Annotated in this window: 19 protein-coding genes and 1 pseudogene; 10 read left to right on the top strand and 10 right to left on the bottom strand. The window is 52.9% G+C overall.

The genetic code is table 11. The features are described from left to right. The first annotated feature begins 135 nt into the window (after positions 1-135). Complete coding sequence (locus BZG20_RS04520) at positions 136-408, top strand: DUF3624 domain-containing protein (RefSeq protein WP_046074750.1); 273 nt, start codon at positions 136-138, stop codon at positions 406-408. On the opposite strand, the gene BZG20_RS04515 is transcribed toward BZG20_RS04520, so the two are convergent. The 5 genes from BZG20_RS04515 to argC all read right to left on the bottom strand — a co-directional run bounded on the left by BZG20_RS04515 (position 405) and on the right by argC (position 7,068). Continuing rightward, positions 405-1,871, bottom strand: a complete 1,467-nt coding sequence (locus tag BZG20_RS04515) for an alkaline phosphatase (protein WP_108743417.1) — start codon at positions 1,869-1,871, stop codon at positions 405-407. The two genes, BZG20_RS04520 and BZG20_RS04515, sit on opposite strands and share 4 nt — an antisense overlap. A gap of 215 nt (positions 1,872-2,086) precedes the next feature. Next, positions 2,087-3,967, bottom strand: a complete 1,881-nt coding sequence (gene argH / locus BZG20_RS04510) for an argininosuccinate lyase (protein ID WP_046074748.1) — start codon at positions 3,965-3,967, stop codon at positions 2,087-2,089. Between the two features lie 35 nt (positions 3,968-4,002). Further along, positions 4,003-5,214 carry an argininosuccinate synthase gene (locus BZG20_RS04505; protein ID WP_046074747.1) on the bottom strand — a complete coding sequence of 404 codons (1,212 nt, stop codon included), beginning with the start codon at positions 5,212-5,214 and terminating at the stop codon, positions 4,003-4,005. A gap of 54 nt (positions 5,215-5,268) precedes the next feature. Further along, positions 5,269-6,048: an acetylglutamate kinase gene (gene argB, locus BZG20_RS04500; RefSeq protein ID WP_077578253.1), complete on the bottom strand. Its 780-nt coding sequence runs from the start codon at positions 6,046-6,048 to the stop codon at positions 5,269-5,271. 9 nt (positions 6,049-6,057) lie between these two features. After that, positions 6,058-7,068, bottom strand: a complete 1,011-nt coding sequence (argC, locus tag BZG20_RS04495) for an N-acetyl-gamma-glutamyl-phosphate reductase (RefSeq protein WP_077578252.1) — start codon at positions 7,066-7,068, stop codon at positions 6,058-6,060. A gap of 529 nt (positions 7,069-7,597) precedes the next feature. Between argC and ppc the strand changes: the two genes are divergently transcribed. The 3 genes from ppc (at position 7,598) to BZG20_RS04480 (ending at position 12,306) form a co-directional block, all read left to right on the top strand. After that, positions 7,598-10,231 carry a phosphoenolpyruvate carboxylase gene (gene ppc / locus BZG20_RS04490; RefSeq protein ID WP_077578251.1) on the top strand — a complete coding sequence of 878 codons (2,634 nt, stop codon included), beginning with the start codon at positions 7,598-7,600 and terminating at the stop codon, positions 10,229-10,231. Positions 10,232-10,415: 184 nt separating this feature from the next. Next, a complete protein-coding gene (locus BZG20_RS04485; RefSeq protein WP_077578250.1) occupies positions 10,416-11,693 on the top strand; it encodes an O-acetylhomoserine aminocarboxypropyltransferase/cysteine synthase in 1,278 nt (425 codons plus the stop codon). Positions 11,694-11,757: 64 nt separating this feature from the next. Further along, positions 11,758-12,306: a PadR family transcriptional regulator gene (locus tag BZG20_RS04480; RefSeq protein ID WP_046074742.1), complete on the top strand. Its 549-nt coding sequence runs from the start codon at positions 11,758-11,760 to the stop codon at positions 12,304-12,306. Positions 12,307-12,367: 61 nt separating this feature from the next. Here BZG20_RS04480 and metF read toward each other — a convergent pair whose 3' ends face one another. From metF to metB, 3 genes are all read right to left on the bottom strand, one after another. After that, positions 12,368-13,267 (bottom strand): methylenetetrahydrofolate reductase, encoded by a 900-nt coding sequence (metF, locus tag BZG20_RS04475; RefSeq protein ID WP_046074741.1) that lies wholly within the window; start codon positions 13,265-13,267, stop codon positions 12,368-12,370. Between the two features lie 261 nt (positions 13,268-13,528). Next, positions 13,529-15,970, bottom strand: coding sequence for a bifunctional aspartate kinase/homoserine dehydrogenase II (locus BZG20_RS04470; RefSeq protein ID WP_077578249.1), 2,442 nt, complete (start codon positions 15,968-15,970; stop codon positions 13,529-13,531). Positions 15,971-16,031: 61 nt separating this feature from the next. Continuing rightward, a complete protein-coding gene (gene metB / locus BZG20_RS04465) occupies positions 16,032-17,198 on the bottom strand; it encodes a cystathionine gamma-synthase (RefSeq protein ID WP_077578248.1) in 1,167 nt (388 codons plus the stop codon). 186 nt (positions 17,199-17,384) lie between these two features. On the opposite strand from metB, the gene metJ reads away from it, so the two are divergent. Next, positions 17,385-17,702, top strand: coding sequence for a met regulon transcriptional regulator MetJ (metJ, locus tag BZG20_RS04460; RefSeq protein ID WP_046074738.1), 318 nt, complete (start codon positions 17,385-17,387; stop codon positions 17,700-17,702). Between the two features lie 94 nt (positions 17,703-17,796). Here the strand turns inward: metJ and BZG20_RS04455 are convergent, their stop codons facing one another. Further along, on the bottom strand, positions 17,797-19,050 hold the full coding sequence (locus BZG20_RS04455; protein WP_046074737.1) for a malic enzyme-like NAD(P)-binding protein: 1,254 nt from the start codon (positions 19,048-19,050) through the stop codon (positions 17,797-17,799). Positions 19,051-19,304: 254 nt separating this feature from the next. Next, entirely contained in the window at positions 19,305-19,520 is a 216-nt protein-coding gene (gene rpmE / locus BZG20_RS04450) for a 50S ribosomal protein L31 (RefSeq protein ID WP_046074736.1), read from the bottom strand. Between the two features lie 216 nt (positions 19,521-19,736). On the opposite strand from rpmE, the gene priA reads away from it, so the two are divergent. The 5 genes and pseudogenes from priA to hslU all read left to right on the top strand — a co-directional run bounded on the left by priA (position 19,737) and on the right by hslU (position 25,769). Beyond that, on the top strand, positions 19,737-21,938 hold the full coding sequence (gene priA / locus BZG20_RS04445; protein ID WP_077578247.1) for a primosomal protein N': 2,202 nt from the start codon (positions 19,737-19,739) through the stop codon (positions 21,936-21,938). Positions 21,939-22,107: 169 nt separating this feature from the next. Beyond that, positions 22,108-23,118, top strand: a pseudogene (cytR, locus tag BZG20_RS04440) (DNA-binding transcriptional regulator CytR); the annotation flags it as partial. 72 nt (positions 23,119-23,190) lie between these two features. Beyond that, positions 23,191-23,748 (top strand): SPOR domain-containing protein, encoded by a 558-nt coding sequence (locus BZG20_RS04435; RefSeq protein WP_077578246.1) that lies wholly within the window; start codon positions 23,191-23,193, stop codon positions 23,746-23,748. A gap of 150 nt (positions 23,749-23,898) precedes the next feature. Further along, a complete protein-coding gene (gene hslV / locus BZG20_RS04430; RefSeq protein ID WP_069361883.1) occupies positions 23,899-24,435 on the top strand; it encodes an ATP-dependent protease subunit HslV in 537 nt (178 codons plus the stop codon). Positions 24,436-24,437: 2 nt separating this feature from the next. Further along, positions 24,438-25,769, top strand: a complete 1,332-nt coding sequence (hslU, locus tag BZG20_RS04425) for an HslU--HslV peptidase ATPase subunit (protein ID WP_077578245.1) — start codon at positions 24,438-24,440, stop codon at positions 25,767-25,769. Positions 25,770-25,784: the final 15 nt, after the last annotated feature.

The raw sequence follows: 25,784 nt of genomic DNA, 5'->3' as shown, positions 1-25,784 counted from the left end.
GCGCTTTACAGGCGCTGCCTGTTGCTTCCCCAAGCACTTGCTTACCTTTTGCCCTCCTCGTTGGAGGGCTTTTTTGTATCCGGCGGCCCACTGCGCCACAATAAGCTATCGCCATTACCGACCAAGAGACACCGCATGGCTTGCAAATACTGTCAGTCCGCGATTTGGCAACAAAAACTGGGACGCTGTACCCGTTGTATGAAACAACTGGCCGCCATGTGCGCGCTACTTTGGCCACTCTGGTGGTGGGGCTATGCCGACACGCCACGGCAAGTGGAGTCAATTGCATTGTTATTCGCCGCCGGCAGTGCCAGTGTGCTACTCACCCTGCATGTGGTGATTTATCCGTTTCGGCGCAATAAAAAACCCGCGCCGGAGCGCGGGTCATCAGACACACCAGACGATTAATCAGCCAGATCCGTGGCTTCGTTAATCACGTGGAAAATGTAGTTTTGCTCCACGGCCCCTTGGAACAACCACGCCATTGGACCACGCGCCATGATGGCCACATCTTCACCGGAGTGGGTTTCCGAACCGAGCTTAATCAAGGATTGCTGTTTGTAATCCAGCTTACGCACCTGCCCTTCTTGCAAGTTTTCACGCTCACCTTTCACCGCACCCGGGCCGTTGCCATAAGTAATCGTGGTATAGGTTTTACCAAAATCATCCTGATTCAAGCGCCCTTTTTGACGTGACAAGCCGAGAATAGGATTGCCCCGCTCCGCATAACCGTTCATCACCATGGTGTGGGCATGATCGGCGGTGACAATAATCAGGGTGTCTTCTGAGTTGGTTTTCTCTAAGGCCACTTTGATGGCATCGTCGTAAGCCAGCGTATCTTCTAACGCTCGCGCAGCGTTACCCGCATGGTGAGCATGGTCGATACGTCCGGCTTCCACCATCATCACATAGCCGTCCTGGTTGCGGCTGAGCATATCAATCGCCTTGCTGGTCATTTCCGCCAATGACGGCTCATCTTGGCTTTCACGGCGATCCGCTTCATATTTCATGTGGCTACTTTCAAACAAACCAAACACGCGTGATGTGGTCGCCGGATCGATGGAATCAAAACCGGATTTATCGAAAATGTATTGACCATCAGGGTGACGGGTTTGCCATGCCTCAATCAGGTTGCGTCCATCTTTACGCTTGCCCTTTTTGCCCTCAGGATCGACGCTATCGGCAGGAATAAATTCACGCCGTCCACCGCCGAACGCCACCTGAAAACCCTCCCCAGCATCAAAGTCGACAAATTGGCTGGCGATATCGGTACAGCCTTGGTTTTTGGCAATGTTGGGTAACTTGCTATCGTTCTCCCAATTGCGATCCGCACTGTGCGCGTAGGTAGTGGCCGGGGTGGCGTGGGTTAAACGGGCGGTTGAGATTAACCCTAATGCTTTGCCCTTCTCGCCCGCCATTTCAAATAAGGTTTTCGCTTCGTTACCTTTGGCGGTGCTGCAAAAACCACGCTGAACGTTATCGTCAACACTGATGATCCCGGCTTTGGTTTTCACCCCAGTGACCATCGCCGTCGCGGTGCCGGCAGAGTCAGGGGTTTGCATGTCAGTGTTATAGGTTTTGGCTAGCGCAACATGCGGCAGGCTTTCCATGCCAAGGCGGTTTTCCTCACCGGTTTGTCCTTGCTGCTGCCCCTGATAAATCCGCGCCGCGGTGATTGTCCCCACGCTCATGCCGTCGCCGACAAAGAGGATCACATTTTTGGCTTTGCCCGTGATAGGTGGGTTAGCTTTAGCGGCCGCCAATGCCGCTTGCGCGTCTTGATACCAGACATCGTTTTGCTGAGGCACTGCCGCGTGTGCAGTTGCCGCTAATAAGGCTGAGGCCACCGCGGCCGTAAGGATTGTCTTCACCACAAAATCTCCATTATTAACGAGAAAACGCGGGCATGATGGTCATTGCGCGTGACGCTTCTGTGACAAACCGTACAATGTAACAATTTGTAAGCAGCTAATTTTGATGAATTTTTTATGACGAGGACACAAAAAAAGCTGCGACTTAGTCAGCACGCAGCCTTAAGAAGGGATAACGACGACGCTGATATCGTCAGGCAATAGACGATGTCACCCTACTCCAGCGTAGAGAAGGTCGAGATCGTGGCTGGCCCGGCAATGTTATAGGTCAGTGCCACTTCGTCACAGGCGTGGAAGCGCGGACAGATTTCACAATCTTTCATCACTTTCTCAGGCAGTTGCGATTTCGACACCGGGGTAAAACCCAATTGAGTGAAAAACTCGGGCACCCGGGTGAGGACAAAGACTTGCTCAATCGCCATTTGCTTGGCTTTTTTAATCAAGTGCATCATCAGCGCCGTACCGTGACCTTGGCGCTGCCAGCCTGCTTCAACCCCTAAGGAGCGAATTTCTGCCAGCCCTGAGTCGTAAATATAGAGCGAGCCGCAGCCGGTGAGATCCCCTTGGTGCTCGGATACTGCAAATAGGCCGATATTACGCACCAATTCATGGCGATCACGAGGTAAGTTCTCCCCCAATTTCGCCCAATACACCACCATGCCTTCGATGGTATCGAGGTCGGTGAGCCTTGCCGAGCGCACCGTGACTTTGGGGGTAAAGCGCTTATCTAAACGCTTTTGCGCCTCTTGAATGGCAAAGCTGACCTGTTCAGGCGCTACCCCACCCAGCGCCCGACGTTGGGCCAAGCAAGATTCGATCGTGAGCATGGCATACACATCGTCTTCAATCACCGGTGAGAATTGCTGCAAGGTGGCAAGCGGTAAATCTTCCAGTCCACAACCTTGCTCAATGGCAGACACCACCGCCACGCCCACTATGTGGTGCGCTTCACGGAACGGGATCCCTTTGCTCACCAAATAATCCGCGAGCTCGGTGGCGTTGGCATGACCTTGCTGCGCCGCCTGCAAGGTTTTGTCGTTGTGAATGGTGATACCTTCAAAACACAAGGCGGCCATATCCAAGCAATCATGCCAAGTGTCCATGGCATCGAAGAGCCCTTCCTTGTCTTCTTGCATATCCTTGTTATAGGCCAGTGGCAAGGCTTTCACCGTCATCATCATCGCCGACAAGGTGCCATAGACACGGCCGGTTTTGCCGCGGATAAGCTCTAACGCATCAGGGTTTTTCTTTTGTGGCATCAACGATGAGCCTGATGTCACCGTATCGGCCAGCTCGATAAACCCGGATTCGCCCGAGTTATAGAAGATCATATCTTCGGCCATCCGTGATAAATGCAGCATTGATATCGACGCCGCAGACAGCATTTCCATCACATGATCTCGATCCGAGACTGAGTCAAGGCTGTTACGGGTGGCCCGTTCAAAGCCCAGTTGTTGTGCCAAGGCATCGCGATCAATCGGATACGCCGTGCCTGCCAGCGCCCCAGATCCTAACGGACAGGTATCAAGACGATTAAGCGCATCTTGTAAGCGGGTGGTGTCGCGCTCAAACATCTCCAGATAGGCCAAACACCAATGGGCAAAGGTCACTGGCTGCGCACGCTGCAAGTGGGTGTAGCCGGGCAACACGGTATCATGGTGTTGGCTGGCCACATCCACCAGCTGCTGCTGAAGCTTGTCGAGAGACAGCAAGATTTGCTGGCCTTGTTGGCGACACCAGAGCTTGAGATCCGTAGCGACCTGATCGTTGCGCGAGCGCCCGGTGTGCAGCTTTTTGCCCAAATCCCCGACTTTGTCGATCAGTTGCTGCTCGACCCAGCTGTGAATGTCTTCGGCCTCTGAGCGTAAGATTTGCTTCGGGTTTTCCATCACCGACAGCTTGAGCTCATTGAGCGCGAGCTCCAATTGCTGTTGCTCGTCATCACTCAGCACGCCCACCGAACGCAAGGCTTTGGACCAAGCAATGGAGCCCACAATGTCTTGCTCTGCTAAGCGATAGTCAAAGCGCAGTGAATCGTTAAACGCTTGAAACCGTTTGTCTGCTGCCTGACTAAAGCGTCCGCCCCATAATGCCATGCTGTCTCTCCTTACTGCTCACGATGCTTTTTTAATTAGGATTGTTTTTGTTTGTTCAGCGTCCGAATCCGGCTCGACAGCGAATACAAACGGATAAAGCCTTCGGCATGGCTGTGATCGTAGACATCATCATCACCAAAGGTGGCAAAGTCTTCCGAGTACAGGCTATTGGTCGAGCGTTTTTGTACCACAGTCGCTTGCCCTTTATAGAGTTTGATCACCACCTCGCCCGTTACCGGTGCGGCAAGGGAATTAGCCGCGGCAACAATCGACTGGCAAAGCGGCGTAAACCAACGCCCATCATAAATCAGGTGAGACGCTTTTAAACCGAGCTCCTCACGGAACTGATAACTCTCTTTATCCAGCACCAGTTGTTCAACGCCACGCAGCGCTTCCATGATGATGGTGCCACCCGGGGTTTCATAGCAGCCGCGGGATTTCATCCCCACCAAACGGTTCTCAACAATATCAATCCGTCCCACGCCATGTTGGGCGCCTTTGTCGTTCAGCAGCGTCAGCACGTCATAAGGCGACATGGACTCACCATCGACCGAGACCACTTCCCCGCTTTGTACTCCCAAGGTGACAAACTCGGGCGTATTGGGCGCCTCTTCCGGTGCCACTGTCCATACCCAGCAATCTTGATTGGCCGCGGTCCAAGTATCTTCCAGTACACCGCCTTCGGTCGAAACGTGCCAAGCATTGGCATCACGTGAATAAATTTTCTCAAGGCTCGCCGTACAAGGAATATCACGGGCGGCCAAGTAATCGAGCAAGGCTTCACGACTGGTAAGATCCCACTCCCGCCAAGGCGCAATCACTTTCAGTTGCGGCGCCAACGCGGAGAAGGTGCTCTCAAAACGGACTTGATCGTTCCCCTTGCCGGTACAGCCGTGGCACAGTGCATCCGCCCCAACCTCAAGGGCGCACTCGACCTGCGCTTTGGCAATGATAGGACGTGCCATCGAGGTGCCCAGTAGATACTTGCCTTCATACACCGCCCCGGTTTTCAGGCTGGGGTAAATATAATCCGCCACCATTTCGTGTTTCAGATCGGCGATAAAACACTGTGATGCCCCCGAGGCAAGTGCTTTTTGCTCAATGCCTTCGAGCTCTTGTTCGCCTTGACCCACGTCAGCGACAAAGGCCACCACTTCACAGTCATAGTTTTCTTTTAGCCATGGAATGATGGCCGAAGTATCCAATCCACCCGAATAGGCCAGTACGACTTTATTTACCTTACTCATCTTGCTCTCCTTAAATCCTAAATCGACGGTTTCGTCGCGTCGTTATACGTCTAATTAACTGGCGCTAAACCGGGTGCCGATTTGCTGGCCATCGAATAATTGCGTGAGTTTTTCTGGGTAACGCCAGGTGGCAATCTCAACCGGTTTACCCAGTTCACGGGCAGCGGCAAACGCCGCGTTGACCTTGACCACCATGCCATCGGTGATCACCCCTTTTTCCATTAAGTGCTGCGCATCTAACTCGGTGAGGCAAGGCAGCAAGTGTCCTTTGCCGTCTAATACGCCGCTGACATCCGACAGCAATACCAGCTCCGCGCCAAGAGTGGTTGCCACCGCTACCGCCGCTTGGTCGGCATTGACGTTCATCAGCTCACCTTGGTCACTGATGCCAATCGAGCTAATAATAGGAACACAATCCGCGGCCAGTACCGCTTGCAGCAGACTCGGATCACCGGCGCTGGCTTCCCCCACTGCCCCCAGTTCAGGGTCCAGCTGGCTGACCTGACACAAGCCACCATCGGCCAAGCTCAAGCCGCAGCTTTTAATCTTCGCCTTACGCGCCTCAGCTAACAGCAGCTTATTGGCCGTGCCAGCTAAAGCGCCGGTGACATAATCAATCTGGTCGACTGGCGTGACCCGTAAGCCTTGTTTTTTTACACTGGTGAGACTGAGCTTTTTAAGTAGATCATCGACCAAATAGCCGCCACCGTGCACCAGCACTAGCGGGCGCTCAGCCTCACTGCGATAGGTGTTCATCGCGCCGAAAACCTTGGCGAGGGTCTCGCTGCAGCTCAGTGCTGCGCCGCCTAATTTAATCACTAATGGCGTTTTCATCCGTTTCTCCTAGACAATCGCTGTGGTTTCGGCAAAGCCAAACTTAAGGTTTAAACACTGCACGGCTTGGCTGGCCGCGCCTTTAAGTAAGTTATCGATCGCACTGGTAAGGATCAGATGCCCATGCGCGGCCTGATAGCCAATATCGCAAAAGCCGGTATGTTGCACCGCTTGCAGCTTGGCCACCTCACCGGCAGGAAGTACCCGTACCAGCGGCGCATCTTGATAAGCTTGGTTCAGTACCTGCCCCACCTCGGCCTCACTAGCACCTGGCGCTAATTTGGCGGTAATGGTGGCAAGAATGCCGCGTTTGTAACTGCCAAGGTGTGGGGTGAAAATCACCGGCGTATCTAGGTGTACGGCAATCTCTGGCTGATGACGATGAGAAAACACCCCGTAGGCATTCAGGCTCACTTCACAAAAACTATTGGTCAGGCTCGCTTTGCGCCCCGCGCCCGTTACGCCACTGGTGGCATTGATCACCGGCCACATTTGTTTGTCCAACAAGTCTGCATCCAGCACAGGTTTGAGCGCTAATTGGCTGGCGGTCGGGTAACATCCCGGCACGGCTACCAGCTGCGCTGCCGATAATGCTTCCTGTTGCCACTCCGCCAAGCCATACACGGCTTGCGCCAGCCATGCCGGTGACTGGTGCGAAAAGCCGTAATGGGTAGGATAAAAATCCGCTTGATTGACCCGATACGCCCCCGACAAATCAAACACCACGCAACCTTGAGCCAGAAAAATCGGCGCCAATTCATGACTAACCGCATGCGCAGTGGCTAAAAACACCACATCGGCTTGCTTGGCCACATCCTGTGGCGAGGTCAAAGGCATCAGTGGCATATCCACTACACCACGCAATTGGCCGTGCAACGCGCTCACGGGGCGGTTGGCGTCTTCACTGCCTGTCGAGACATATAAACCGGCCAAGTGCAGTTGCGGATGGCGATGGACAAGGGCGACAAGCTCGGCTCCTGTGTAGCCACTGGCACCGACAATAATGGTGTTAAGTGTCATGAGTGTCTCTCTTTATGGGTGTTTACGGTGTGCTGCGGGGCAGCAGAGTATCGAGGGCGTAGCCAATAGCCACGCAAGGCAGGCTAGCGTCGTCGAGCAGAAAGGGCGTTGTATTTGGTGGCGAGTGGCATCATGGGTCAACTCTCAAAAATATTTTTATTCATAAATAGTGAATGGTTATTTTTTATCGTATTCCCGTTTAGCCGTCAACCCCAAAAAGCGTAAAAAGTCACTTTTTATGTCTATTCATTCATAATGGAGCAATAATTCTATCTAATCATGCAAATCACCCTATCGCGATTCACGAGAAAGTCGCGATATAGCGGGCGCGGAGAAGCCCTCGGGAGGATGGCAAACCTGAAAGCTGAAACTTTTTTTCAGCTTTTGGGGTAGCTCTATGATAAGCATCAAATCCGGTGGCCAGTTTTCGCGCTAATTTGCGGTTAAGTTGACCCGATCGCGCAATATTCGCTAGATTGGTTCTTTACAGTCACAGTAGGATGTAACTTTGTTACAGAATGGATACGCTATGAACGAAAAGTACTCTGCCTTAAAAAGCAATGTCAGTATGCTTGGCCGTCTGCTGGGTAACACCATCCAAGATGCCCATGGTCCAGCACTCTTAGAAAAAGTTGAGGAAATTCGTCAGCTCTCAAAATCGGCTGCCGCTGGCAATCAGGACGATCATGCTAAGCTGAAAACCGTGCTGCAAAACTTGCCGGCTGACCAACTGCTTCCGGTCGCCCGCGCCTTTAGCCAATTTTTGAATCTGACTAATATCGCCGAGCAATATCACACCGTCTCGCGTCAATGCGACGCGTTGGAGTGCAGCCCGGACGCTATCGACGATTTACTCCGCCGTGTCAGCCAAGGTGAGATTGATGCCAATGACGCGCAACAAGCGATCGCCGATTTAAAAATTGAGTTAGTCCTGACCGCTCACCCGACCGAAATCGCACGCCGCACCACCATTCATAACTTGGTGCAAATAAATAAATGTTTATCGAAATTAGAGCTCAGTGAACATTTGGGGGCGGCAGAGCGTGCCAAAACTGAGAAACGTCTTGAGCAGTTGATTGCACAAGCGTGGCACACCGATGTCATTCGCCAAGAGCGCCCTACCCCGCTTGATGAAGCCAAATGGGGCTTCGCGGTAATTGAAAATTCATTGTGGCAAGCAGTACCGGCGTTTTTACGCCAATTTGATCAGCAGCTTGAAAGCCACCTCGACATCAACTTACCCATTGATGCCAAACCGGTACAAATTTCCTCTTGGATGGGCGGCGACCGTGACGGTAACCCCTATGTCACCAGCGAGGTTACCCGTGAAGTGATGCTGTTGTCACGCTGGAAAGCGGCGGATTTGTACTTGCGCGATGTGCAGGATTTGATCAGCGAACTGTCAATGACACAGTGTGATGACACAGTGCGTGAAATGGCCGGCGAGGCGCACGAACCGTATCGCGCCATCCTCAAAACCATGCGCAGTCAGCTGACCCACACCTTGAACTACTTGGATGCCAAACTGAAAGGCGAACGCGCCTCATCACAAGGGATCCTGACCGACACCCAGCAATTGTGGCAACCATTACTGGCGTGTTACCAGTCTCTCCATCAATGTGGCATGGGCATTATTGCCGACGGCAAGTTGCTTGACCTACTTCGCTGCGTGCAATGCTTTGGCGTGCACCTGATCAAGCTCGATATTCGCCAAGAAAGTACCCGCCATGCCGATGTGCTCTCAGAAGTAACCCGTTATTTGGGGATGGGCGATTACGCCCAATGGAGCGAGCAAGACAAGCAAGCCTTCCTGACTCGCGAGCTGGCGTCTAAGCGTCCGTTGTTGCCACGTGATTGGTCACCCTCGCCTGAGGTACAAGAAGTGATCGACACTTGCCGAGTGATCGCCGAACAGCCGCGTGAAGCCTTGGGCGCCTATGTCATTTCGATGGCTCGCACCGCTTCCGACGTACTGGCTGTGCATTTATTGCTAAAAGAAGCCGGCTGTCCATTCCGCATGGATGTGTGTCCATTATTCGAAACCCTGGACGATCTGAACAATGCCGAGGCGGTGATTGGTGAGCTGCTGGCCATTGATTGGTACCGTGGCTTCACCCAGAACGTTCAAATGGTGATGATCGGTTACTCGGACTCCGCCAAAGATGCTGGAGTCATGTCCGCGGGTTGGGCGCAATATCGCGCCATGGAAGCCTTGGTCAATTTGTGTGATGAACAAGGGGTTAATCTCACCCTTTTCCATGGCCGTGGCGGGACGGTTGGCCGGGGCGGTGCCCCTGCCCACGCCGCCTTGCTCTCACAGCCACCTCGCAGCTTAAAAGGCGGTTTGCGGGTGACCGAACAAGGCGAGATGATCCGCTTTAAATTGGGGCTTCCTGGTGTCGCCGTTAACAGCTTAAACCTGTATACCAGCGCGATTTTGGAAGCGAACTTGCTGCCACCGCCGGAGCCTAAGCAGGAATGGCGACAGCTGATGGACACCTTGAGTGACATCTCCTGCCAAGCCTACCGTGATGTAGTGCGGGGGCATGAGCAGTTTGTCCCTTACTTCCGCTCCACCACCCCTGAGCTTGAATTAGGCAAACTACCACTGGGGTCGCGCCCTTCTAAACGCAACCCCAACGGCGGTGTGGAAAGCTTGCGCGCGATTCCTTGGATTTTCGCCTGGAGTCAAAACCGTTTATTGCTACCGGCTTGGCTGGGGGCTGGACAAGCAATCGATCACGCCATTGCAAAGGGCCACAAAGCCCAGCTGGAAGAAATGTGCCGCGAATGGCCGTTTTTCTCCACCCGTCTCGGGATGCTGGAAATGGTGTTTACCAAAACCAACCTAGACATTGCCAAGTACTATGATCAGCGCTTGGTCGATGAAAGCCTCTGGCCGCTAGGTGAATCCTTGCGTGAGCAATTACGCCAAGATATCCAAGTGGTGCTGGCGGTGGAAAACAGCGATAACCTGATGGAGCAAAACCCGTGGGGGGCTGAAGCGATTCGCTTACGTAATATTTATGTCGAGCCGCTCAACATGCTACAAGCCGAACTGTTATACCGCACGCGTCAGCAAGAGGATCCGGACCAATCACTCGACGATGCCTTGATGATTTCCATCGCGGGGATTGCCGCCGGCCTACGTAATACCGGTTAAATCACCGAGCACCAAGCCGTACCTCAGGGTACGGCTTTTTTGTTTCCGTATCGATTTGTCGTGTCACGGCAACCGCTGCTCGTTTTTTTTAGCTAAAGCGTCAGCGAATGCTTGCTGTTGCATTGATAATATTATTACTATTGAAGGTCGCACTGACGCGACCCAACAACGCAAAGGAATTGCCATGAAAGACGAAACCCTCTCGATTCATCAAGGCTACCAGACCGACCCCACTACCAAATCGGTGGCGACACCTATCTATCAAACCGTCGCTTACGAGTTTGATAATGCCCAACACGGCGCTGATCTATTTAACCTCGATGTGCCAGGCAATATCTACTCACGGATCATGAACCCGACCAACGACGTGTTGGAACAACGGGTGGCGGCATTAGAGGGGGGGATCGCAGGGCTTTGCGTCAGTGCCGGTGCAGCCGCCATCACCTATGCGATTCAAACACTTGCCAAGGCCGGTGATAACATCGTCGCCACGCCACAGCTTTATGGTGGCACCTATACCTTGTTTGCCCACATGCTTCCCGAGCAAGGCATCGAGGTGCGTTTTGCCGCGAGTGACGACGCCAGTGCGATTGAGGCGCTGATCGATGACAACACCAAAGCGGTCTATTGCGAGTCGATTGGCAACCCTGCTGGCAATATCGCGGATATACCGGGTTTTGCCAAAATCGCACACGCGCATGGTGTCCCTTTGGTGGTCGACAATACCGTGGCTACGCCCGTTTTGTGTAAACCCATTGAGCATGGCGCCGATATCGTGGTGCACTCGCTGACTAAATACATTGGCGGCCATGGCACCACCCTTGGCGGCATGATTGTCGATGGCGGTACCTTTGACTGGGTGGCCCATCAAGCCCGCTTCCCGCAATTCTCACAACCGGAGCCGGCCTATCACGGCGTGGTTTACAGTGAGACCTTTGGCCCAGCCGCATTTATTGCCCGCGCACGTACGGTACCGCTGCGTAACAGTGGCGCAGCCCTCTCGCCGATGAATGCTTTTATGTTGATGCAAGGCTTAGAAACCTTAAGTCTGCGGATGGAGCGCCACTGCGAAAACGCCAAAGCCGTGGCCGATTACCTTGCCCAACACCCCGCCGTCGCGTGGGTGAACTATGCGGGTCAATCCGCTCACCCACATTATACCCGCGCCCAGTCACTGATACGCGGTGGGCTGCCCGCGTCATTGCTGTCATTCGGCTTAAAGGGTGGCTTTGATGAAGGGGTGAAATTTTATGATGCGCTTAATCTGTTCAAACGTTTAGTGAATATCGGTGATGCTAAATCGCTGGCTTGTCACCCCGCCTCGACGACCCACCGCCAACTGAATGAGCAAGAACAAGCCAAAGCCGGGGTAACGCCAGAGATGATCCGTCTTTGTGTCGGCATTGAGCATATCGATGACATCATTGCCGACTTGGAACAAGCCTTGGCGACGGTGAAATAGCCCAAAGAAGGCTAGCCGCCGCCAGGAAACAATCGTTGTACAAACAAAACTGTGGATATAAGAGATGTCACTCCCCCATGTAATACTGACAGTGCTAAGCAACTGCGAGGCCACGGGTTATGATATTACCAAGGCGTTTTCCACCACCATCAGCAATGTGTGGAAAGCCAGCCATCAACAGGTATATCGTGAACTCAATAAGCTCGCCGATCGAGGTGCTGTCACCTACCGCCTGGAGCCGCAAGTCGGTAAACCCGATAGGAAGGTCTACGCCATCACACCTGTCGGCACTGAGATGCTTGAGGCGTGGTTTATTCAAACACCCAAGTTAGCCCCACCACGTGACGAGTATGTCGCCAGACTACTCAGTTGTGATGTACTCGACCCAGCTCCCATGCTGGATCATGTGAATAACTTGATTGCCGAGTCTCAGCAGCTGCTTAATCACTATACGCTACTGGAACAGCGTGAATATGGCCAAGTCACTCTGCTCACGTCACAACAACGTTTAATGCGCCTCGCACTGCGACGCAGCATCCATCAACGTCGTGCATGGATGGCATGGGCGCAGGAAGTGCGCGACGAGCTCACTATGCTCGCCGCCAGTGCTTAATCACTACAACAAACACAACACGCAACCTAATACGCCCCGACATAACCGGGGCGTATCTTTTTTAAGGCGTGACCGCAAGCGGGCGAACCCCTAAGGTATGGCACAGGGCATACGTCAATTCCGCACGGTTGAGGGTATAAAAGTGAAAATCTTTCACGCCTTCACGGCTTAGCACTCGCACCATATCAAGCGCAATAGAGGCGCCCACCATCTGACGCGTGACAGGATCATCCTCCAGCCCTTGATACTGTTTGTGCATCCACTGCGGCACACGCACATTGGTCATCTTGGCAAAGCGCGACGCCTGCTTAAAGTTAGAGACGGGCAAAATCCCTGGGACAATTTCCACGTCAATCCCGGCGGCAACACAGCGATCACGAAAACGTAGATAACTTTCGACATCGAAGAAAAACTGCGTAATCGCCCGGCTAGCACCAGCATCCACTTTGCGCTTGAGGTTAATCAAATCCGCCTGCGCGCTTTTCGCTTCTGGATGCACCTCAGGGTAAGCGGCAACCGAGATATCAAAGTCATGCTCTTCTTTGAGCAAACGGACTAAATCGACCGCGTACATATCCGGCTTCTTCTCCGGCGATGGCAAGTCGCCACGCAACGCCACAATGTCACGGATGCCATTTTGCCAATAATCACGGGCAATATGACGGAGCTCATCTTCAGTGGCATCAATGCAGGTTAGATGGGGTGCTGCCGCGATACCAGTCTGGTCATGAATGCTTTTCACGATGTCATGGGTGCGATCACGCTCACCGGAGTTGGCGCCATAGGTTACCGACATAAACTTAGGTTTGAGTGCTTTTAAGCGATGTACTGAGTTCCAGAGGGTTTCTTCCATACTTGGGGTGCTGGGAGGAAAAAACTCAAATGAGACGTTAATATCGCCATCTAAGTCAGCAATGTTCTGATTGAGTGCATCAATGTGGCCTGCGTGTGTGTAGCTCATATCCTCTCCCTGACACCGAACGACGCTGTTCAGTCTGCCTGTTTCTGCTCTGCTTTTGATTTATACGTTTAGACGTCCATATGTCTAAAGATTGTCGTGATTCGGCTAAAATGTCAACGATGCAAGCCATGAAAAAAACTCATGGTGTTATGAAGATAGACGACACAGCCATCAATGCACACCTCACAACGCGGGTAACGGCACAAAAAAAGCTGCCTACGCAGCGCGCAGACAGCTTGATCACGGTTATCCATTAGCGGGTTAGTGAAGGCGACTTATCAAGCGATTTAGATCGGATTGAATGGCGCCTGCGGTGACATCACGTCCCGCCCCTGGCCCACGAATGACCAAAGGATTCTCGCGATACCATTGGCTTTCAATCGCAAACACATTGTCACACGGTAATAGATGCGCAAGTGGATGCTCGCTGGGTAAGGTTTCTAGGCTCACATGGGCGTGGCCGTTAACCTCCAAGCGCGCCACATAACGTAGCACTGACCGATTTTTATGCGCTTTGTCTAATCGCTCTTGTAGCGGTTCATCCATTTGGTGTGCATTATCAAGAAAGGCATCCAAAGACAGATCAGCCAGTGACTTAGGCACCAAAGACTCAACCTTTACCTGCTCAGGCTCGAGGGACATGCCCGCTTCACGTGCCAAAATCACCAATTTACGCACCACGTCAGCCCCAGAAAGATCATCCCGTGGGTCAGGCTCGGTTAGGCCTTGCTGCCAAGCCTGCTCAAGCAGGACGCTAAAGGGGACCTCACCACTGAATTGCAAAAACAGCCATGACAAGGTGCCAGAAAAGATCCCAGACAGTGCAACAATCGTGTCACCACTTTCACGCAGATCTTGCACCGCGTAGTTAATCGGTAACCCGGCGCCCACGGTCGCATTGTAGAGCCAATGGCGCCCGGTTTTGCTAAACGCCTGCTGAATCGCGTGGTACTGCTCGGCGGGTGCGGCGCCCGCCTCTTTGTTGGCGGAGATTAAGTGAAAGCCATGCTCGGCAAGTCGCGGATACAAGTACGCTAATGACTCACTGGCGGTGACATCCAACACAATCACATCGTCATACGGGTGATTCAGTAGACGGGTGAGCCACTCATCATCAAAATAAGGCTCGCAACGCTCGTCAAACCCATCCAACACATGCGTGGCGTCAATACCGGCAAAATCAAGCCATTGGTTGCGACTGTCCACCACTGAAATCAGTGAGACTTCCTTACCATGACGCTTTTCCAAGTGTGCTTTTTGCTCGGCAAAAAGGCTTAGCCAACGGGTACCAATATTGCCTTTGCCCACCAACACCAAGCCGATACGGCGCTGAGCTTGAAACAAGGCATCATGCAAACTGGCAACCAGTGCCTGAGTGTGGACGTGGCGTAGGATAGCAACCAGGCTCAGCCCAGAGGCCGACTCACTGATAAATTCCACCGGCTGTGATTTGAGTTGCTGATAGAAGCCATGGCAGTGTACAGGGTTGTTCACCACGCCCGCCCCTACCGCCGCCACCATGGTAAAGCCTTCACGCAGTTTGAGTTCAGCTGGGAGGCCGGCGTCTTGAATTTGCGCCATTACCAATGCCACGACTTCCGTGGTAAACGCTAACAAAATACGGTACTGGTCGTCTTGGTAATCCGTTGCTAATGGCTGTACTTTTAGCTGTGACAAAATCCGGCTGAGCTCTTGTTTTATCGCTTGAAAATCTTGTCCTCGCGCGACATCAAACTGGAGCAAGCTCACCTCATCCAACGCCGTAATGATTTTTGCCCCGCGCCCGGTGGCTAACACGCGTTCAATACGTGTTGATCCGCTATCCGGCGCTTGGGTGCAGCGCAACGTCAGGTCGGTCGCACTTTGCGCCACCGGCTGTAAGGTTCGGCTATGCAGCACGGGAGCCGCGAGTCGCGCCAGCTCAGCCGCCTCATCCAATCGAATCAAAGGCAGCAAACAGGCATTATCAACATGGCGTGGGTCCGCGCTATAGACCCCCGCGACATCACTCCAAATGGTCACACGGCTCACGCCTGCAAGCGCCCCCAAGACAGTGGCCGAGTAATCGGAGCCATTGCGCCCTAACAGCACTGTTTCTCCCGCTTGATTTTGTGCCATAAAGCCGGTGATCACCACATGCGTATCGCCATGCTGTGAAAGCTGATTTTGCAATAAAGGCCAAGACGCCCCGCGATCCACTTCCGGCTGAGCGGCGCGCTCGGCGCGCAAACATTGGCGTGAGTCTAACATCACCGCGGCACGTCGATGCTGTTTCAATAACTGGGCCAACAGACGCGCCGACCAGACCTCTCCAAAACCTTGCACGTACGCTTTGTCGCTCTCGTTCACGCCCTGATCGCCCAACGACGCAATGGTTGCGATATCGGCATAAAGCGCATCCACCAGCTGCTGCTTGGGTTCACCATCAATCAAGTTCTCAATCAAGTCTTGCTGAAAGGCGCGCACCGCTTGCAAGGTCTCATGCGCCACTCGCCCATCCTTGTCTAACTGTGCTAACCACATGATCAGCTGGTTAGTGGTTTTTCCTGCCGCGGACACCACGATTAAGTCTTGCTGGCTCGCATGCGCGGTCAATACATCGACCACGCGACGATAGCAATCAGGGCTCGCAAGGCTACTGCCACCAAACTTGTGCAATTGGCGTGGTGACTCGGGGGACGTTTCCGTCGGTTGCGCATGCATGGCAAGGTCTCTCTTAATGTCTATCAATCTCGGTAAAGCGGCGCGCACTGAAGCGCAGCCTCTATGGGGTGTCACCCTCTAAACGGGCAAAGGCGTTCGCCAAATCGGCAACCAAATCTTGCGCATCTTCTAATCCAATGGAAAAACGCAACAAGGTCGGTGCGATGCCCGCCTCCGCTTGCGCGGCGTCACTCATGGCTCTGTGTGTCATCGAACCAGGATGCGTCACCAAGCTTTCTACCCCCCCGAGAGACTCGGCGAGGGCAAATAACGTGAGGCCATCAATAAATCGCGCCACACCGGCTTGGTCTGTATCCAATTCTAAGCTCAGCATGCTACCAAACCCCGCTTGCTGGCGCGCAGCAATTTGGTGGCCAGGGTGAGAGGCCAACCCGGGGTAGTAGATTTTCCGCACTGCCGACACCGTTTGCAGGTAGCTGAGTACCGCTTCAGTGTTGTGTTGGTGTTGTTTAACGCGTGCACCCAATGTGCGCAACCCTCGCAGTGTCATATAACTGTCAAATGCATTGCCCGTCGCCCCTAAGCAATTTCCCCACCAAGCCAATGTCTCGGCAAGTTCACTGGTCGCGGCGATCACCGCGCCACCGACAATATCAGAGTGGCCATTAATAAATTTGGTGGTCGAATGCACCACCATATCCGCGCCCAGCGCAAAAGGCGTTTGCAAAGCTGGCGATAAAAACGTGTTGTCGACCACCACCCAAGCCCCCACTTGATGGGCTTTTTGGCATATTTCTGCGATATCGACCACGCGTAAGAGTGGATTGGATGGGGTTTCCACCAGCACGAGCTTGGGCTGTTTAGCCAATGCTTGGTCCAACGCATCATGGTCCGATTGATCGACAAAACTTACCTGCCAGATCCCTTGTTTGGCACGTGATTCGAGCAAGCGATAGGTGCCGCCATAACAATCATGTGGGGCGACAATATGCTCGCCAGCCTCCAACAGAGATAGCACCAAGTTTATCGCCGACATCCCGCAGTTGGTCACCACCGCACCTGCGCCCCCTTCTAAGTCAGTCAGCGCTTGTTCGAGCTGCGCACGCGTTGGGTTGCCGCCTCGCGCGTAGTCGTAAGTAGGCACATCACCCAGTGCCGGGAAACGGTAATTGGTCGATAAGTACAGGGGAGGCACCACCGCATGGTGCTGGGTGTCAGTCCCAATCCCGGTCCGAACGGCGATAGTGTCGGTTTTTTTCTCAGTCATGATCTATCCTTGCTAGTCTGGTTTGCGCATGGTGGGCGTGATCCAGGTTTCATACTGCCACCTTACCCTGCGCTTTTTGGGACGTCAACACTTCTAGACGTCTATACTCCTTTGCATGTGGCGGTTAATATAGCTAAAATCTCCGCAGCATCATTCTGGGTATTCCATAATCAAGATAGGTGAGACATGGCGCAGTGGAACGGCGACTACATTAATCCGTATGCCGAACATGGTAAAAAGAAAGAGCAGGTAAAGAAGATCACCGTCTCTATCCCATTAAAAGTACTAAAAATTCTTACCGACGAGCGTACTCGTCGTCAGGTGCAAAACCTCCGTCATGCGACCAACAGTGAGTTGTTGTGTGAGGCATTTCTTCATGCCTACACCGGCCAACCACTACCAACCGATGACGATATCCGTAAGGATAAACCCGACAGCATTCCCGCTGAAGCACGTCGGATCATGGAAGAGCTTGGTATCGAGTTCGACGATAGCGAATACTAAAAAAACCCGCCGATTGGCGGGTTTTCTGTAATGATAGGTGCTCAGCACAGCCTTTTCGGGCTCTATTCCACCGCGCTTTCCTCACGCTCAAGCATTACGCCTTATCGAGCATATAGTTTTCTGGCATCTCGATACGAGCCACGCCGGTTTCCACGGCGGCCAGCGCTACCGCGCGGGCGACCTTAGGTAATAAACGCGCGTCCATTGGCTTGGGAATAATGTAATCTGGGCCAAAGCTTAGCGAAGACAAACCGGCGGCGTCTAATACCGTTTGTGGGACAGGCTCTTTGGCTAGGCTGCGAATGGCTTCTACCGCTGCCAACTTCATCGCATCGTTAATTTCACTGGCACGTACATCCAATGCGCCACGGAAAATAAACGGGAAGCAGAGCACGTTATTGACCTGATTCGGGTAATCCGAACGCCCGGTTCCCATGATCAGATCATCGCGCACTTGATGCGCCACATCCGGATGAATTTCAGGATCTGGGTTCGAGCAGGCAAATACCACGGGTTTATCTGCCATCAGCTTCAAGGCGTCGGGTGAAAGCAAGTCTGGACCGGAGACGCCAACGAACATATCCGCGCCCTCAATCACATCTTCGAGGGTACGCTTATCCGTGTTATTGGCAAACAGCTGCTTGTATTTGTTGATGTCGTCACGACGCGTATGGATCACGCCTTTACGATCCAACATATAGATTTTTTCCCGCTGAGCGCCACATTTTATTAATAGCTCCATACAGGCAACAGCCGCCGCGCCTGCGCCCATGCACACCACCGTCGCCTCGCGGATATCTTTGCCTTGCAGCTCAAGCGCGTTAAGCATGCCGGCAGCGGTGACGATGGCAGTGCCGTGTTGATCATCATGAAATACAGGCACTTCGCAACGTGCAATCAATTGTTTTTCAATCTCAAAACAGTCTGGGGCTTTGATATCTTCGAGATTGATACCGCCAAAGGTATCCGCGATGTTCGCCACGGTATCCACGAATTCATCGATAGTACGGTGTTTGACTTCAATGTCGATCGAGTCCAAGCCAGCAAAACGCTTGAACAATAAAGCTTTACCTTCCATGACAGGCTTAGAAGCCATGGGGCCTAAATTTCCTAGCCCCAAAATCGCGGTGCCGTTTGAGACCACCGCCACCATGTTGCCTTTACCCGTATAGCGGTAAACCGCATCCGCATCTTGCGCTATCTCACGCACAGGCTCAGCAACGCCAGGACTATACGCCAACGCGAGATCCGCGGCCGAGTCAGCAGGTTTGCTCAATTCAACAGAAATTTTTCCGGGAGTAGGGTATGCATGATAATCCAGCGCTTGCTGGCGTTTATCGTCCGACATCTAGTGTTCCTAATTATTATCGTGAAGGGGAAACTAATATCGACAGGGAAGCGTCACCGATATTAGTCAGACACTCTACAAACCACACAGGGAAGGTTTGTATAATAAAAAAGATGGTAACGCAGGGAGCAAACGTCCACCAGTACTAACAGCGCATTCGCGATGATGCTCGGACCTGTTGTCCGATGACAGGGACGATACGATCAAAAAAGGGACGCTGATGCGTCCCTTCTCTGTATTCGGTCAATAGCGGCTTATTTTTTGCTGCTAAGGGCACCGAAACGCTTCTTAAAGCGGTCAACACGGCCACCGGTATCAAGGATACGCTGCTTACCAGTGTAGAATGGGTGACACTTGTCACACACGTCTAGGTAAATGTCTTTACCTAGGGTTGTGCTGAACGCGAATTCGTTACCGCAAGAGCATTTTGCTGTGACGGCTTTGTACTCTGGATGGATACCAGCTTTCATAGGGATAACCTCATCTTAAAGGCCGTGTCGCTCTCCCGATCCTAAGCCGGGCACCACACGTCGTTAACAAACATTTTCTAAGGCGCGCAATTCTAATCAAGCGCCCTCTTTTTCGCAACTTTTTTGTGCAATCCGCGTGTCTCTTACGGTGCAACAAGGCTTTGCCAACGTGTGGCTAACCGTTACACTGACATTCCTTCTGGCCAATAAGATGTTGTGATGGAACAGTTTGCTCAGGTGGCTTTGCCTGTCCCTTTGCCGAAAACCTTTGATTACCGTATTGCTGACGATCAGCATCCGATCATCGGAGGGCGCGTCAAGGTGCCGTTTGGACGCCAGCATAAAGTTGGCATCGTTACCGGCTTGTCGCCAACGGCCAGTGTGGAAGCCAGCCAACTCAAAGCGATTGATACCGTACTCGACACGCAGCCGGTTTGGACCCCCGCGGTATACAATCTCCTGCAATGGGCGAGTCGTTTTTACCATCATCCGCTAGGAGATGCGATGGGGGCGGTGATGCCAACCTCGCTGCGTAAAGGACGCCCTGCGACATTGCAGCAACAAAAATGGTGGCAAATCACCGAGTCAGGACAAAACCAACCTCTATCAGGTCTGAGCCGCGCCCCCAAACAAGCCCGAGTGTTGCAGCTTCTCACGCACGGTCCAACCACTCAAGCCGACTTAATCGAACAAGACATCGGCACGCCGGTGCTAAAAACGGTGGCAGAAAAAGGCTGGATCGCGCCCTACTCTCCCCCTTCTCAGGCCAATGCTTGGGTAAAAAACTTTGCGGTGACCGAAGAAAAACCGACGTTAAACCACGAGCAAGCGATGGCGGTTGCCACCCTCAATGCTGGCGATGGTTTTGCCTGCGCGCTATTAGAGGGGATCACTGGCTCAGGCAAAACCGAGGTGTATCTCAATGTGCTTGAGCCGGTGCTCGCACGTGGCCAGCAAGCGCTCATCTTGGTGCCAGAAATTGGCCTGACACCACAAACCATTCGCCGTTTTGAGCGCCGCTTTGCTGTTCCTGTGACCGTGATGCATTCAGGGCTCAGCGATACCGACCGTCTCAACGCCTGGCTGGCCGCACGGGAGAATCAAGCCGCGATAGTGATTGGCACACGCTCAGCGCTTTTTACCCCCATGGCAAAGCTTGGCATCATCATTATCGATGAGGAACACGACCCTTCCTATAAGCAGCAAGATAGCTTTCGCTATCACGCCCGCGATCTGGCTGTCATGCGGGGGCATGAAGAACAAGTGCCGGTGATCTTGGGCTCGGCAACGCCATCACTGGAGAGCTTACACAACGCAAAAACCGGCAAATACCAGTACCTTAAGCTCACGCAACGCCCTGGTAACGCGGTCACCGCCCGGCAAGGGATACTCGATATCAAAGGCCATCACCTCGAAGCTGGCTTGTCGGCGCCGCTGATTGCTGAAATGCGTCAGCACCTGCAACAAGGTAACCAGGTGATGCTGTTTTTAAATCGCCGCGGTTATGCGCCCGCGATGATGTGTCACGAATGCGGCTGGCTAGCGAACTGCCAACGCTGTGATGCCTACTATACCCTTCATCAACAACACCAAGAGTTGCGTTGTCATCACTGTGGCCACCAAAAACGTGTGCCTCCCCAGTGTGGCGACTGTGGTTCTACCCAGCTTATTAGCGTCGGTGTCGGTACCGAGCAACTCGAATCCCAGCTTGGCACCTTGTTTCCCGAATACAATACCGTTCGCATTGATCGCGATAATACCCGGCGAAAAGGGAGCCTTGAAGGTTACTTGGCCGACATTGAAAAGGGTGAGTATCAAATTCTATTGGGCACACAAATGCTCGCCAAAGGCCATCACTTTCCTAACGTCACCCTGGTCGCCTTAGTCGATGTTGACGGGGCTCTATTCAGTAATGACTTTCGTGCCCCTGAGCGTTTGGCCCAATTGATGGTACAAGTCGCCGGGCGAGCGGGCCGCGCCAGTAAGCCGGGTACCGTGTTATTACAAACCCACCATCCGGAGCACACCCTGATCCAATCTTTAGTGCATAAAGGTTATCAAGCCTTTGCCGAGTCTGCGTTAAATGAACGGCGTCAGGCGTGGCTGCCGCCTTACACGTTTCTTAGTCTCTTTCGCGCCGACGGGCATGAAGAAAACAGTGTCCAGCAGTTTTTACAACAGGTGCGTCAAACTCTGGCTACCTCACCGATTCAACAGGATGAATGCCATATTATGGGGCCTATGCCCGCCGCCATGGCGAAACGCGCGGGTCGCTATCGGTGGCAACTCCTCATTCAAGCGCCCAGCCGAAAAATCATGCAGCAATGGCTCCAAGTGGCGCTCCCGGCCATCCAACAGCTCCCTCTGTCGCGTAAAGTGAGGTGGTCATTAGATGTCGAGCCGCAAGACCTTTCTTAACATTCCCTTGCAGTAAAGCGACAGCAATCACACTTTCATTGCAATAAGTGTTAGCTTGTCCGTGTTTAAATCGGACAAGGCTAGGTAGAATAAGGCCGCAATTGGCTAAGAGAACAGGTCAGACGAGCTAATAACTGTCTGATCTCACAATACAGATAACAAGAGGACTGTCATTATGGCGACAATGAAGGACGTTGCCCACATTGCCGGTGTATCCACAGCAACCGTCTCTCGCGCGCTGATGAACCCTGAAAAGGTCTCGGCCACAACCCGTAAAAAGGTTGAGCAAGCGGTCGTAGAAGCTGGCTATTCCCCTAACTCACTTGCACGTAACCTACGCCGCAACGAGTCCAAAACCATCGTCGCGATTGTCCCAGACATCTGCGATCCTTACTTTAGTGAGATCATCCGCGGGATCGAAGAAGCGGCGATGGAGCACGGTTACCTGGTTTTGCTCGGAGATAGTGCCCAACAACACCACCGCGAAAACTCATTCGTCAACTTGGTTTTTACCAAACAGGCAGATGGCATGCTCCTACTGGGCTCCGATGTCCCCTTTGATGTCAGTAAGCCCGAGCAGAAAAACCTCCCTCCACTTGTGATGGCGTGTGAGTATGCCCCGGATCTTGAATTGCCGACGGTACATATCGACAACCTGACTGCCGCTTTTGAGGCGGTCAATTACCTCACCCAAGTCGGCCACACCCGTATTGCCAATATTACTGGGGTGCCGGAAACCGCACTGACGCAATTCCGCTCACAAGGCTATCAGCAGGCCCTGCAACGCGCGGGGATTACAGTCAACCCAGCCTACAGCGTGGTGGGAGATTTCAGTTTTGCCTCTGGGGCGCGGGCCATGACCAATCTATTGTCCCTCCCTGAGCCTCCCACCGCGGTATTCTGTCATTGTGATGTGATGGCCGTCGGTGCCATGCAACAAGCAAAGCGCCTAGGCATGCGCGTGCCGCAAGATATTTCGATTGTAGGGTTTGATGACATCCAATTCGCCGAATATTGCGATCCTCCCCTGACCACTGTCTCCCAACCTCGCTACGACATTGGTCGTCAGGCGATGTTAATGCTGCTCAACACCTTGCAAGGGCGTGAAGTGAATGCAGGATCACGACTTTTAGATGCCAAATTAGTGATCCGTGAGAGCGTTGCCCCACCGTCTCGGTAGTAAGACTGGTCAGCACGAGTCGAAGCCAGTAACATGAGCGCTTTACTGGCTTTTTGAAATTGAATATTTGCTGTGGCAACTCGTGACTACGTAAAACGTGGTAAAGCACCACGTAAAAAAAATACCCGCCGCCAACCACCCAAAGCGCGTGCTCGTTTCCCATTAAAATGGGCGTTGCTTGCCGTCTGCTTGGTTGGCGCGTTTGGTTATGGCCTGTACCTATTAAGTAATACCGACGCGCCCGCGCCTAAACCGGCAACAGACACACAGCCTCAGCCTTCCACGCAGAGCAAGAAGGCACATCTGCCTAAAAAGCCTGAAGAAAAATGGAGTTACATCGAAGAGCTGGAGAGTAAAGAGGTGGAAGTGAAGGCCAAAGCATTGCCGCAATCCACGCGTCCTTACCTGATGCAATGCGGTGCGTACCGCAGTCAAGAGCAGGCAAATGAACGTAAAGCGATCATCGCTTTTCAAGGGCTAGAAAGCCAAATCAAGATAAGCCAAGGAGARAAAGGCACCTGGTACCGGGTGGTATTGGGTCCTTACCCACGCAAGCGTCAAGCAGAGCGTGACCGTAATATGCTCCGCCGCGCCGGGGTTGAGCCTTGTGCTATTTGGTACTGGGAATAACAGCGCCGCATTTTATCGGCTGGGTCAAGTCTATTCCTTGCCCAGCCTTGATTGAAATCCTTCCTTCTCCCCTTGAAAAGTGAGCGGCAAAGCCCAACCTCTTACATTAATCACCCACCTGGTGTACCAGACACAAAGAAAGAGGTTCCCGTGACTACAATCGTTTCCGTTCGTCGCGAAGGTAAAGTGGTTATTGCTGGCGATGGCCAAGTGTCACTCGGCAATACCGTGATGAAAGGCAATGCCCGAAAAGTCCGTCGTTTGTATAACGGCCAAGTTCTCGCCGGATTTGCTGGCGGCACTGCTGATGCCTTCACCTTATTTGAGCGCTTCGAGCGCAAGCTTGAATTACACCAAGGGCACCTAACCAAAGCGGCCGTTGAACTGGCTAAAGAATGGCGTACTGATCGCGCGCTACGTCGATTAGAGGCCCTACTGGCGGTCGCTGATGAAACCGCCTCATTGATCATTACCGGTAACGGCGATGTGGTTGAACCAGAGCGCGACTTGATCGCCATTGGCTCTGGCGGCAACTATGCCCAAGCCGCCGCCGTTGCTATGCTTGAAAACACGGCGTTAGATGCCCGCGAGATCGCAGAGAAAGCGCTAACCATCGCCGGTGATATATGTGTGTTTACTAACCAGCAGCACACCGTTGAAGAACTCGAGAGTAAGAAACAGGATTAGTGATGTCTGAAATGACTCCACGCGAAATCGTGCATGAGCTTGACCGTCACATTATCGGTCAAGACAATGCCAAACGTGCGGTGGCGATCGCACTGCGAAACCGCTGGCGCCGAATGCAGCTTGCCGAAGAGCTGCGTGCGGAAGTCACCCCGAAAAACATCTTGATGATTGGTCCAACCGGTGTGGGTAAAACGGAGATCGCTCGCCGGTTAGCACGCCTTGCCAACGCGCCTTTTATCAAGGTGGAAGCTACCAAGTTCACCGAAGTGGGTTATGTCGGGAAAGAGGTGGAAACCATTATTCGCGATCTGGCGGATGTGGCGATGAATATGACCCAGCAGCAAGCGATGGAAAAGGTAAAATTCCGCGCTGAAGAACAAGCTGAAGATCGTATCCTCGATATCTTGCTGCCACCCGCACGCGACGCATGGGGCCAAAATGAGGCCAGCCAAGAGGATTCTTCAACACGGCAAAGCTTCCGTAAAAAATTACGCGAAGGCCAGCTTGATGATAAAGAAGTGGAAGTCGATGTCGCCGCCCCACAAATGGGGGTGGAAATCATGTCGCCGCCAGGCATGGAAGAGATGACCAACCAGCTTCAAAGCATGTTCCAAAACCTCGGTGGCAACAGCACCAAAAAGCGTAAGATGAAAATCAAAGACGCCATGAAAGCGCTGACCGAGGAAGAAGCCGCCAAGCTGGTTAACCAAGAAGAAATTAAAGAGCAAGCCATCCACATGGTGGAGAACAACGGCATCGTGTTTGTGGATGAAATCGATAAGATCTGTAAGTCAGGCAACACCAGTGGTGGCGAGGTGTCTCGCGAAGGGGTGCAACGCGATCTCTTGCCATTGGTCGAAGGCAGCACAGTGTCTACCAAACACGGTATGATCAAAACCGATCATATTCTGTTTATCGCCTCAGGCGCTTTCCAAGTATCACGTCCGTCTGATCTGATCCCGGAATTGCAAGGGCGCTTGCCCATCCGTGTTGAGCTTGAAGCGCTATCCACCGATGACTTTAAGCGGATCCTCACCGAGCCAAATGCGTCGCTCACTCAGCAATATACCGCACTGCTAAAAACCGAAGAGATTGATCTGGCGTTTGAGGAAAGTGGTATTGATGAGCTGGCCTCTGCCGCGTGGCGGGTGAACGAGAAAACCGAAAACATCGGCGCCCGTCGCCTGCATACCTTGATGGAACGCTTGATTGAAGAGGTCTCATACGACGCCAGCGAACGCGCCGGTCAAAGTGTCACCGTTGATGCGGATTATGTCCGCCGCCACCTCGAAGAGTTGGTTGATGACGAAGACTTGAGTCGCTTCATCCTCTAAACGAGCTCGAGACCG

Origin of the sequence: Salinivibrio sp. IB868, assembly GCF_001995655.1 — a bacterium.
In the GTDB taxonomy this organism is placed as follows: Bacteria; Pseudomonadota; Gammaproteobacteria; order Enterobacterales; family Vibrionaceae; genus Salinivibrio; species Salinivibrio siamensis.
This window is presented reverse-complemented; position numbering and strand designations above follow the sequence as displayed.